The organism is Streptosporangium sp. G11, assembly GCF_051192615.1.
Lineage (GTDB): Bacteria > Actinomycetota > Actinomycetes > Streptosporangiales > Streptosporangiaceae > Streptosporangium.
The window spans coordinates 1-11,930 of the sequence record NZ_JBPJUQ010000137.1; the positions used below are offsets into that span (position 1 = coordinate 1).

The 11,930-nt window shown below is 67.7% G+C and carries 10 protein-coding genes; 8 read left to right on the plus strand and 2 right to left on the minus strand.

Features of this window, described 5'->3' with window-relative positions:
• A partial coding sequence (locus ACSDR0_RS46940) for a hypothetical protein (RefSeq protein WP_435295478.1) occupies positions 1–188 on the minus strand: 188 nt, incomplete at its 3' end.
• Between the two features lie 126 nt (positions 189–314).
• On the opposite strand from ACSDR0_RS46940, the gene ACSDR0_RS46945 reads away from it, so the two are divergent.
• The 3 genes from ACSDR0_RS46945 (at position 315) to ACSDR0_RS46955 (ending at position 4,487) form a co-directional block, all read left to right on the plus strand.
• Positions 315–461: a hypothetical protein gene (locus ACSDR0_RS46945; protein WP_435295479.1), complete on the plus strand. Its 147-nt coding sequence runs from the start codon at positions 315–317 to the stop codon at positions 459–461.
• A gap of 991 nt (positions 462–1,452) precedes the next feature.
• Positions 1,453–3,366: a hypothetical protein gene (locus ACSDR0_RS46950; protein ID WP_435295480.1), complete on the plus strand. Its 1,914-nt coding sequence runs from the start codon at positions 1,453–1,455 to the stop codon at positions 3,364–3,366.
• On the plus strand, positions 3,363–4,487 hold the full coding sequence (locus tag ACSDR0_RS46955; RefSeq protein ID WP_435295481.1) for a substrate-binding domain-containing protein: 1,125 nt from the start codon (positions 3,363–3,365) through the stop codon (positions 4,485–4,487). Before ACSDR0_RS46950 ends, ACSDR0_RS46955 begins: the two co-directional genes overlap by 4 nt.
• Before the next feature lie 11 nt (positions 4,488–4,498).
• Here ACSDR0_RS46955 and ACSDR0_RS46960 read toward each other — a convergent pair whose 3' ends face one another.
• Positions 4,499–6,397, minus strand: coding sequence for a DUF2264 domain-containing protein (locus ACSDR0_RS46960; protein ID WP_435295482.1), 1,899 nt, complete (start codon positions 6,395–6,397; stop codon positions 4,499–4,501).
• A gap of 228 nt (positions 6,398–6,625) precedes the next feature.
• Between ACSDR0_RS46960 and ACSDR0_RS46965 the strand changes: the two genes are divergently transcribed.
• The 5 genes from ACSDR0_RS46965 (at position 6,626) to ACSDR0_RS46985 (ending at position 11,540) form a co-directional block, all read left to right on the plus strand.
• On the plus strand, positions 6,626–7,639 hold the full coding sequence (locus ACSDR0_RS46965) for a hydroxyacid dehydrogenase (protein ID WP_435295483.1): 1,014 nt from the start codon (positions 6,626–6,628) through the stop codon (positions 7,637–7,639).
• Between the two features lie 29 nt (positions 7,640–7,668).
• Positions 7,669–8,964, plus strand: a complete 1,296-nt coding sequence (locus tag ACSDR0_RS46970) for an ABC transporter substrate-binding protein (protein WP_435295484.1) — start codon at positions 7,669–7,671, stop codon at positions 8,962–8,964.
• Positions 8,965–9,034: 70 nt separating this feature from the next.
• Complete coding sequence (locus ACSDR0_RS46975; RefSeq protein ID WP_435295485.1) at positions 9,035–9,970, plus strand: carbohydrate ABC transporter permease; 936 nt, start codon at positions 9,035–9,037, stop codon at positions 9,968–9,970.
• Positions 9,967–10,866, plus strand: coding sequence for a carbohydrate ABC transporter permease (locus ACSDR0_RS46980; protein WP_435295486.1), 900 nt, complete (start codon positions 9,967–9,969; stop codon positions 10,864–10,866). The genes ACSDR0_RS46975 and ACSDR0_RS46980 overlap by 4 nt, the downstream gene beginning before the upstream one ends.
• 5 nt (positions 10,867–10,871) lie before the next feature.
• A complete protein-coding gene (locus ACSDR0_RS46985) occupies positions 10,872–11,540 on the plus strand; it encodes a hypothetical protein (RefSeq protein ID WP_435295487.1) in 669 nt (222 codons plus the stop codon).
• Positions 11,541–11,930 lie beyond the last annotated feature (390 nt).

Sequence of the window (11,930 nt, forward strand, 5' to 3'; positions counted from 1 at the left end):
TCACCCAGCACCGCCCAGTTCATACCTCGAAATTGCCTGGTGTCGGCATTGGCCGGCGGCGCGGAGACGACGAGGCTCGTCACCGCGGTGAGCGCGATCACCACAAGGGCGATCAGTAACCGGCGCGACGGCCGAGTGCTCCGCGACGGTCCTGATGGGTAACCATCAGACGCCATGATCAGTGCCATGAGATGTCCAATCACTAGATCTGAATTCCTGGGTCAAACCCTCGGTCGGCGTGACGACCGGGTTGTTCTGGTTCAGGGGGCATCCAGTCGAGACCATCGGAGCTCACCGCCAGGTGGAGGGCGTGGTTGTCACCGGACCGGTTCGGCGACTCTTTGAAGTGGCCCACGACACAGGCCGAATACGTGGCCGCCGACGCTGACGGCGCTGCGGCGATGTGGACGACGCTGCTCAGCACGGCCGTCAACTACGCGACGGCGGCGACGATCTTTTGACGTAGGGACACGGGAATCGGTGAGGAGGCAGCGAGGGGCGACATCACAGCTGCGCACTCACGGCGAGAGGACTCAAGGGCGATGGGGCGCGTCGACGGACGCACGAAGAATTGTTAGCGCTAACATCTCTGCATACACTTCGTCCCTGTGAGCTTGGCAATGGGGCGATTGGTTCCCGATGAAGGGCCGACGATCGGGTCTCATTCATGTTTCTGTTGCATTTCCGCAAAGTGTTAGGGTTCACAGGCGGGATGTCAACATCTCGCTACAGGAAATTCATCTCCGTGCAGCCGGCATCCTGTGGCAGCGGCGATGGCGTGTAGCGCGGGCCTCCGGCCGCTGACGGTCATATCGCCTGTTCAGCCCTCTTCTGTGCCCGGCAGCCGGTGGCCCGGGTTCGCCGTGCCGGCCTTCGGGCCAGGGCCGGAAGGTCCGGTGCGGTCGATGACGGCGGGTGTTGACCGCACTCGTGTGAACGCACACACTGGTGTGATGTCGATGTGACCCGCAGCCCTGTCGCGGTCACGGGCTGCGCTTCGCGCATTGGGACCTGCGTTATTACCGCGTTCCAATAATCATGTCTGATTACGTTAACGCTGACGCAATCGCGGCAATGGTGACGCCTGTGTCTCTGTGCCGACGAGTCGCGTGGCATCGCCTTCCGCGTCGCCCGGCCCGCCCGATCGCGCCCGGTCTCCGAGGGTCGCCATGGCCGAAGGTGGCCGTGCCCCGGCTTTCACTTCATCACTCGGATCGGGGGCGTCACACGGATCCGGCCACCACCCCTGTCGTTCCTCACTCACGGGCCGCCGCGACGGACCCACGAGCGGCCCGTCCGCTTGCCCGCAGCATCGATCCGTGGTTCCGACCGTGGTAGCCCCCTGAGGTGATCGCATAAACGTCGGATTTGATCGCTTTGCCACTGAATTCTGAGAAGGGATCAGCTTCGATCAGGTTCGATCGGTACTATGAGGGGGTCCTAAGGAGGAGCATGACCAGTACGGCGATCGGCCCCCCCGTTCAGCTCGCGGAGAGCGTCGCTTCAGGCCCGCTGCTTGGCAGGTGGGGGACGGTCGCCTCGCCGGGCGCGCTGATCAGTATCCTGGCGCACCCCGACCGTGCTCTGTCCCTGCCCTCTCTGCGCGGCGAGTCGCCGCTGCGGGCGCTGGAGCGCGTGCGGGAGCGGGCGGAGGCCGAGCGCGGGTCGTCTTGGGCGCAGCCGCTCGCCACGCAGTACGCCAGGTACTTTCAGGACGGCGACCGCACGGTCTATGAGGGCGGAGTGTTCGCGCGCCAGGAGCGACTCACTCGAGCTGTGCTCATGGCCGCGGCGATCGGGTCGGACGAGTGGCTGGCCGAGGCCGCCGACGGGATCGTTTTGTTGTGCGAACAGAGCTCGTGGTGCTGGCCCGCCCATGAGGAGTCCTGCCGATCGCGGGGTACGGTACTGCCCGACCCGGCCGCCCCCTGCCTCGATCTCGGCGCCGGTGACGTGGCCGCCCAGCTCGCCTGGGCGGACCACATGCTCGGTGAGCGGCTGGACGAGCGATTCCCCGGGCTGCGGGACCGCCTCCGTGCCGAGGTGCGGTGGCGGGTTCTGGAGCCGTTCACCCGGCGGCGCGACTGGCACTGGCTGGGCCTGGACGGCCGCGTGCACAACTGGTGCCCGTGGATCTGCGGCAACGTGCTTGTCGCCGCGCTGCGTCTGGCCGAACCGGGAGCGGAGCGGGCTCTGCAGGTCGCGCTGGCGATCGAGGGCGTCGACCGCTACTTGGCGGCACTGCCCGGCGACGGATCGGTGGACGAGGGTTACGAGTACTGGTGGAACGGTGCCTGCCGTGCCCTGGAAGCGCTTGACGTGCTGGAGTACGCCACTTCCGGGAAGCTGAGCGCGGTCAACGTGCCGGTGGTGCGCGAGACGGTGCGGTTCCCCTACCGAATGCATCTGGGTGGAGCGTGGTATGTGAACTTCGCCGACGCCCGCGCGCTGCCGCCCGCCGAGCAGCCCTGGCACGTGCCGCACCGTTGGGCGCGGCGGATCGGTGATCCCGACGGGGTGCGGCACGCCGCCGCTCACCGCGCCGAGACCGTTGCTCCCTCGGCCGAGTTGGGACGGGCACTGAGCGAGCTGGCCGACACCACCTGGCTGGAGGCCGGCCCCGCCGAACCGCCGCTGGTGGCTTCGGCATGGCTGCCCGGCACGCAGGTGGGCGTCGCCCGCACCGCCCGCGGTACCGAGCGGGGTCTCACCCTCGCGGTCAAGGGTGGTCACAACGCCGAGAACCACAACCACAACGACGTCGGCTCGGTGGTCATCGCCGTCGACGGGGTACCCGCCGTGGCCGATGCGGGGCGGCCCACGTACACGGCGCAGACGTTCGGGCCCGATCGGTACGCGATCTGGACGATGCAGAGTGGCTGGCACAACGTGCCCGAGGTGCGCGGCACTCCTCAGGGGCAGGGGGCGTCCTTTGCGGCCGGGGACGTCGCGGTGGTCGATGGGCCGGACGCCTTCCAGATGAGGTTGGATCTGGCGGGGGCCTACCCCGTGGAAGGGCTTGAGCGGTGGTGGCGCACGGCCAGGCTGGACCGGGAGGCCGGTAGCGTGAGGATCGAGGACTCCTGGGCCTTCACCGATGCGGGCCCGCCCAGCGAGGTGCGGTTCCTGCTGGCCGGTCAGGTGCGACGGGAAGCGCCGGGGCAGGTGACGGTGCGACCACCCGGTGGGGGCCGGGCCGCGGTTCTCTCCTGGAATCCAGAGCGTGCGGTCGGGTCGCTGGCCGAACGCGAGCTGGACGATCCCACACTCATCGCGGTGTGGGGCGACCGGCTGACCCGGCTGCGGCTGGAACTGCCCGGCACCGCGAGCGGATCCGTCCTGGTACACGTAGAGGTGCGGCCATGACCGTGTCCGACTCGCCGACCCCGATGCCTGACGAGCGCCGCACCCAGATGGTCGAGTTGCTGCGGCAGCGTGGCCCCGTCCGGGCTACGGATCTGGCCGACGAACTGGACGTCTCGGTCATCACCATCCGCCGTGACATCGCGTTCCTCGCCTCGCAAGGGCTGATCCGACGGGTACGGGGCGGGGCCATGCCGCACAGCGGCACGCCCGCCGACGAATCCGACAAGGAGGCCTCGCCTCAATCGGTCGCCGAGGAGAGCGCCGGCGACCGACAGCGGCTCACCATCGGGATAGTCGTGCCATCGCTCGACTACTACTGGCCGGAGGTGATCCGTGGCGTCCGCGAGGCCGCCGCGGCGGCCGGGGTCAGAGTCGTGCTGCGCGGCGCCACCTACCAGGCCGCCGACGAGCGGCGGCAGTTGTCAGGGCTGATGGAGCTTGTCGGCGTGAACGGGCTTTTGGTCGCGCCGACCACCACCGGTGACGATGGCGAGGAACTGGTGCGCTGGTTGCAGCAGGCACCGGTGCCGGTCGTGCTCATCGAACGGGCCGTCGCCACCGGACCGTACAAGGAGGCCATGGAGTCCGTCGTCAGCGATCACGCGCTGGGAGCGGCCATGGCCGTGCGCCACCTGGCGGCGCTCGGGCACCGGCGGATCGGGGTGATCACAACCTTGCACAGTCCGACCACACCGCACGTACGGCACGGATGGCGGCAGGCGTGCCAAGAACTCGGTCTCGAGCTCGACGGCACCCCGGACATCACCACCGTCGACCAGCGCAACCCTGAATGGATCAAGGTCATGGACGAGGCCCTCGGCTCGTGCCTCGACACGGGCACCACCGCGCTGCTGGTTCACTCCGACCCAGAGGCGATCAACCTCGTGGAACGGTGTCAGGAGAGGGGCATCCGGGTGCCCGCGGACCTGGCGGTGGTCACCTACGACGATGAGATGGCGGAGCTGTGCGATCCGCCGCTGACGGCGGTCCGCCCGCCCAGGAGAGCGATCGGGCGCGCGGCTTTCTCCCTGCTGCTGGCCCGTCTGACGGATCAGGATCCACATCGGCCGACGCATCGCGTGGTCATCGAGCCTCGGTTGATCGTGCGCTCCTCCTCCTGAAGAAAGGCTGTTCAGGACAGAAGGGAGATGGGGTCCAGTATGTCTTTGACACCGTCCGCCCAGCTGAGCTGGGCGGACGCATTCGCCCAGCTCACCTCCGGAGGTGCCGACGGCATGTCCGAACCGAGGTGAATACGGGCCTCGTACCATCTGCCGGGCTCGGCGGTCGCGCTGGTGCCGCACCAGGGAATGAGGGTCCGGGCCGACAGGGGGGTGGCGTTCTCGGCAGGCGTCACGTCCGACAGGTCGAGACCGGGGCCGGGGATGATGCGGGAGATCACGTGTGACGACGGGGCGGCGGCGGGGACGGGCCAACCGCCCAGGCGAAGCGGGGCCGCGCACGTGGGCGAGATGAGGACCAGACGAACCTCCCAGGTGCCCCGCAGCGCCGACAGGACCGTGATCCAGGGTCCCAGGACGGCGGCACCCGATCGGCCGTAGCCGTGGTCGGCGGTATCGGGTTCCGGGTTCACCCAATGGGCCTGCCAGCGGGAGGCACCGACGGCGGTACCCGTCGGCAGGCGGTCCACGAGGAGAGTGTCGAAGCCGGTGCGATGGCTGGGTCGGCCGTCCGCGCCCAGAAGCGTGACCGACTGGTCGAGAGGGTCGTCGGCGTGCGGACCGGCCAGGATGGGCGAGGTGGCGCTGGAATATCCGAGACGGGCATACAGCGGGGAGTCCGTGCGGTGGTCACCGGGCATGGCATGGTCGGTGCCGTGGTTGACGACACGCACGATGCCGTCCGCGCGGGTGCCGGAGACCAGCCAGCCCGGTGAGCGGATCACGAGCTGGAAATCCTCCCGCTCGACCGGCAACGGCTCCTCGACCGAGGTCCACACCGGGTGATCGGCGGGCAGCGCCAGTCCGTACAGGCCTTTGGCGGCCCAGTAGGGGGAGCCGGTGCCGGAGTACGACTGGGCGATCGGCCGCCAGGGGCCGTGCCAGCCGAGGGTGAGCACTCCGTTGTCGTCGGGGCTGCCGTGCTCGGCGAAGTGGCGGGCGATGCCGGAGGCGGCGCGGCGCAGGAGACCCGGTGCCGGAGTCGCGATGCCGGCCCGCGCTCCCGCCCAGAACTGGGCGGCGGCCGCGAACCGGTAGGTCAGGCTGCGGCCCTGCATGAGCGGAGAGCCGTTTGCGCCCACCAGGTGGACGGCGTCGTGAAGGTAGCGCTCGAAGCGGGACAGGTAACCCGCGCGACGGATGTCGGCGGCCGGGTCGCCGGCTGCCATCTCGGTCCACAACAACGGATAGAAGTGGAGGGCCCAGCCGACGTAATGGTCGTAGCCACGCTGCTCGCCGTCGGAACACCAGCCCTCCTGCCGGGCGAACCCGTCGGTGAGCGCGAGCCCGGCCTCGACGTCCTGACGTGAGTACGGGCCGCCCACCGAGGCGAGGAACTGCTCGACCACGATCTGGAACCAGATCCAGTTGATCGGCGGATACGTGGCGCCGATCGCCGGCGCCAGGTAGTCGATCACCCGCTCGCGCACGCCCTCGTCGAGGCGGTCCCACAGCCATGGCCGGGTGAGGTACAGCACCAGTGCGATGGAGGCGGCCTCGACCTTGGCCTGGTCATGCTCCTCCAGCCGCACCCAGCGCTCAGGGGAGCCCGGATCGGTCCCGGCTGCCAGGCCGTGTGCGTACCACTCCATGTAGCTGTGCGGGTCATGGCCACCGTCTCCCGCCACCCGGAAGCCCGCGGCCAGGAATGTCCGGGCGAACCCTTCCAGCGCGTCGATGTCCGGCCCGTACCCGCCCGGCTCGCCGGGAAAGGAGATCCGTGCGTGCGAGGGGGAGGCGTATCGCCGTGCGGACAGCAGCAGACGGTCGGCCAGAGCGACCCAGTGATCCCTGGTCCAGCCGGTGTAGGGCGAGAGCCGCCGGTCGTCCAATTCCCGCAGCCAGCGCATCGGGCCTCCTGTCGCGACTCCGAACGAAACCCCGTGATGCTGGCACCGTCTCGACGACCACGTCAAGCGACAATGAATCAAAAGCGTTCATATTGATCATCATCGACGGTCTTCAGGATTCCAGGATGATCGTATTGATCATATTAGCGTTAACAATCTATTGACCTGATTGAAACGATCGGTCATGATCGGCGGCACTGGCAAGCACTGGCTGGCGAAAGGACCGGTGTGAGAGACCGACGATCACAGGCTCTGCTGGTGATGGATCCCGTGCACGTCGACGTGCAGTTCCAGGAGCCACAACTGCAGCGGTTGCGCGATCTCGTCGAGCTCACCGATCCCATGGCGACAGCGGACCTCGACGATCCGCTCGTGCGCCGCCGGCTACGCGAGGTCGAGGTGCTCGTGACCTCGTGGGGCTGTCCTCCGCTGACCAAGGAGCGGCTGGACTGCGCGCCAGAGCTTCGGGCGATCTTCCACTGCGCGGGAACGGTGCGCCCGTTCGTCACCGACGAGGTCTGGCGGCGCGGGCTACTGGTGACCAGCGCGGCGGACGAGAACGCCGTCTCGGTCGCCGAGTTCACCCTCGCCGCGATCATCTTCGCGGGCAAGAAGGCGCCGTTCCTGGCCCAGGACGCGCGCAGACATCGCGACGACTGGTCCTACCTGGAACGGCGGGGCGAGCTGTCCAACCGCGGGCGCACGATCGGCGTCGTCGGCTTCTCCCGGGTGGGCCGCCGGGTCACCGAAAGGCTGCGCAGCCTGGACGTGGACACACTGGTGTACGACCCGTATGCCGGCGCCGCCAAGGTCCGTGAGGCAGGCGGCCGGCTGGTCGGTCTGACCGACCTGCTGTCGCGCTGCGACGTGCTCACCCTGCACGTCCCGGAGCTTCCCTCCACCCGTCACCTCATCGGGGCGCCGGAACTCGCCCTGCTGAAAGACGGCACGACCGTCATCAACACGGCGCGCGGCGCCGTCCTGGACACCGCCGCCCTGGAGACCGAGTGCGCGAGGGGACGCCTGGACGCGATTCTCGACGTGACCGACCCGGAGCCGTTGCCCGCGAACTCGCTCCTGTACGACCTTCCCAACGTCATGATCACCCCCCACATCGCCGGATCCCTGGGATCGGAGACCCGGCGAATGAGCGAGAGCGCCCTCGACGAACTCGAACGTTACCTGTCCGGCCGGCCGCCGCGTGCGGTGGTGACGGCCGACGAGTTCGCCGTGAGCGCCTGAGCCCGGCTTCAGGGAAAGGAAACAGACCGATGTTCAATCCCGTTCCGCCCGCCAGGACCCGAACGCGGCGCCACGTCGTGAAAGCCGCGGGGATGACCGTCATCGCGCTCGCGCTCGCCGCGTGCGGCGGCTCCGGCGAGCCGGCCGAGGGCGGACCCGCCACCCTCACCGTCACCGTGTGGAACCTCGCCAAGACCCCCGAGTTCACCGCGCTGTTCCAGGCGTTCGAGAAGGCGAATCCGGGCGTCAAGGTGAAGCCGGTCGACATCCTCGCGGACGACTATCCGGAGAAGGTCACCACCATGCTCGCCGGTGGCGACAGGACGGACGTGATCACGATGAAGAACGTGACGGACTACTCGCGCTACTCCAGCCGCGGGCAGCTCCTCGACGTCACCGACCTCGTCAAGTCGGCCGACACCTCCAAGCTGGCGGGTCTGGAGGCCTTCAACATCGGGAACACCTACTACGCGCTCCCCTACCGCCAGGACTTCTGGCTGCTGTACTACAACAAGACCCTGCTCGACAAGGCGGGCATCAAGCTCACCGGCGCCATGACCTGGGACGACTACGCCAAGTACGCCCAGCAGCTCACCCGGGACGAGGGCGGCAAGAAGGTGTACGGCGCCTACCACCACACATGGCGTTCGGTGATTCAGGCGATCTCCGCGGCGCAGACGGGCGGCGACCAGCTCGGCGGTGACTACACCTTCTTCACCGACCAGTACACGATGGCTCTGGGCCTGCAGAAGGGCGGGGCGGTCATGGACTACGGCACCGCGAGCGCCCAGCAGGCCGATTACCGGAACATGTTCGGAACCGGCGCGACGGCGATGATGCCCATGGGCACCTGGTACATCTCGGGCATTCTGGAGGCCAAGAAGAAGGGCGAGAGTCAGGTCGACTGGGCGCTCGCCCCGATGCCGCAGCGGGCGGGCTCCGGCGAGGTCGTCACCTTCGGTTCCCCGACGGGGTTCGCGGTGAACAAACGAAGCAAGTCCGCCGACCTCGCCAAGAAGTTCGTCCAGTTCGCCGCCGGCAGAGCGGGCGCGGAGGCGATCGCCCAGGTGGGCGTGGTGCCGGCGCTGCAGGATCCGGCGATCACGGAAGCCTACTTCAAGCTCGAGGGCATGCCGTCGGACGAGCTGTCGAAGAAGGCGTTCGAGCCCGGCAAGGTCGTGCTGGAGATGCCGGTGAGCGACAAGAGCTCCGACGTCGACACCATCCTCAACGAGGAGCATCAGTTGATCATGGTCGGTGAGAAGTCGGTCGCCGACGGCACCCGCTCGATGAGCGAGCGCGTCAAGAACGAGGTCCTCAACTAGGGCGGCCGTGGCGGGCTCCGTGGTCCGCCGCCTGTCCACCTGGTCTGCGAAGGAGTCACGAAGGACGACCATGGCCCATGTCATGCCGCAGCCCGCGCCGACCGAGCCGGGCGAACCTCGGGTGCCCCACGGCAGTCGGGCCTGGCGCAACACCCTGATCGGGTGGAGCTTCATTCTGCCGAACTTCCTGGGCTTCGCCCTGTTCACGCTCGTGCCGGTGATCGCGGCGTTCGTGCTGGCGTTCATGGACTGGGACTCCTACGGAACGCCCGAGTGGGTGGGGCTGAGCAATTTCGAACGGCTGTGGGGGGATGAGAACTTCCACGTCGCTCTTCGCAACACGTTCTACTACGCGGTCGGCCACATCCCGCTGACCCTGGTCGCCTCCCTCGCCCTGGCGATGGCGCTGAACCAGAGGCTGCGCGGAGTGAACTTCTTCCGCACCGCGGCGTTCTTCCCGTACATCACCTCCCTGGTCGCGGTGGCCGTGGTCTGGAACATGCTGTTCAATCCGACGGCGGGACCGATCAACCTGCTGCTGGAGGCGATCGGCGTCCAGGACCCCCCACGCTGGGTGTCGAGCACCGACTGGGCGATGCCCGCGGTGGTCATCACCAGCGTGTGGCGCGACATGGGCTACTACATGGTGCTCTACCTGGCCGGTCTGCAGACCATTCCCAAGGAGTACTACGAGGCGGCCAAGGTGGACGGTGCCAACGCCTGGCAGCGGTTCTGGGGCATCACATTGCCCTCACTGCGGCCCACCACCTTCTTCGTACTGGTCATGCTGACCATCCAGAGCTTCAAAGTGCTCGACCTGATCGTGGTCATGACCGGAGGCGGCCCCGGTCGCAGCACCCTGGTGCTGGCCCAGCTCGTCTACCGGGAAGGCATCACCGAGGGCCAGTTCGGCTACTCGTCGGCGATCGCGCTCGTGCTGTTCCTCATCGTGTTCACTGTGACCATCGTCCAATTCCGGATCAACGAACGGAGAAGCGCGTCATGACCACGTTGCGCGATGCTCCTTCGGCCACAGTGCGGCCGCCGCGGCACGCCGGGCACCCCGGATCGCCGGGCTCCCGGCACCCTGCCGTCCGCAGGGCGCTGGCCTACCTCGGGCTCGTCGCGGTGACGTTGTTGATGCTGGTGCCGTTCGGATGGATGCTGTCGGCCTCGCTCAAGCGCGACAGCGAGGTCCTGGCGATCCCGATTGACTGGATTCCGGACGAGCTGCGCTGGTCGAACTTCGTGGATATCTGGGAACGCGTACCGATGGCGACCTATCTGGCCAACTCGGTTTTCCTGTCGGCCACCATCACGTTCTTGCAGGTACTGACCGGCAGCTTCGCCGCCTACGGGTTCTCCAAGGTCCGCTTCCCCGGACGCGACGCGCTGTTCCTGGGCTACCTCGCCACCATCGCGGTGCCGTGGCAGGCCTACATGGTGCCGCAGTACATCATGATGCAGCGATTGGAGCTGACGGACACGTACTGGTCACTCATCCTGCTGCAGGCGTTCGGCGCGTTCGGCGTGTTCCTCATGCGCCAGTACTACATGTCGATCCCGGACGAACTGTGCGAGGCGGCCAGGATCGACGGGCTCAGCGACTACGGCATCTACCGGCGGATCATGCTCCCCCTGTCGAAGCCGGCGCTCGCCAGCCTGGCGCTGCTGACGTTCGTCAACACGTGGAACGACTACATGGGGCCCTTCATCTACCTGACGAGCAACGAGCTGTGGACGGTGCAGCTCGGTCTGCGCTCCTTCGTCGGCCAGTACGAGGCCGAACACGCGATGATCATGACGGGTGCGGTGCTGTCCGTGCTGCCGATCCTGGTCCTCTTCCTGTTCGGGCAGCGCTACTTCATCCAGGGCGTCGCGACGAGCGGATTGAAGGGGTGAGCGCGGTGCGCGGCCTGCTGCGTCCGGCCCGGCAGGAGACATACGAGAAGGTCTTCGGCATGGTTTACGTCGGGTTGACGACGAACCTGCTGCTGGCGATATCGTGCGCCCCCCTGCTGGTGGCGCTGGCCTTGGTACGGAATCCGTTGGCGTCATGGCCGTTCTTCGCGGTGCTCTCGGCGGTGTGCGCGCCGGCGCTGGCGGGCGCGTTCCGGTGCTTCGCCCTGCTCGACGAGGGGTCGACGGCGGTGTTCACGGCCTTCTGGAACGGCTATCGGCGGGCAGCGGTGCGGGCGCTGGTCACCTGGCTGACAGGCGCCGCGGTGGTGAGCGTACTCGTGGTGGACATCATGGTGGTCGGTCGCACCTCGTGGGGTCCGGCGCTGCTGCCGTTCTTCGTCACGGCGGGCGCGCTGGTCGTGGCCACGACGGTGACGGTGCTGGTCGTGGTGGCCGAATCGTCGCGCCCGGTCCGCGGCCTGGTTCTGCCGTGCCTGTACCTGGTGGCGCGTCGCTGGTATCTGACACTGCCGACGCTGATGGTGCTGGCGCTCGCGGTCGGCATGGTGCTGCTCGAACCGGTCTTCGGCGTGCTGCTGGGGATGGCGCCACTGCTCTACGCGGCCTGGGCCACGAGCCGGTTCGTGGTTCTGCCGCTCTTGCCGAAACCTTGACCGGCCTTCGCTCCAGGCCCGCGACACCGGCATGGCGAGGACGCTCCTTCTTTCCCATGCTCTCCATCATGGACATCCACCCCTGATCTCAGATGTTCGCGAAACCGGATGGAGCCCAGGGCTTCGCGCGGCGTGCGCGAACCGCGATCTTTCGGAAAGGGCGAACAGGTACGACAGATGATCAACCGCACCGCTCTGTCCGCCCCGTCCGACCGTCGCGAACGCCTTCGCCGATCTCCGCGTCACCACCCCATACGGGTTGCGTGCCGCCCATTGACGGAAGGTCCTTCGCCGAACTACCAGGGCCTGTACGCGGGGCCCCGGCGTTCCCGGGTTTTGATGCGGTATGCCGATGTTGAGTGCTTGGCCAGGTGGAAGATGAAAGAGCGC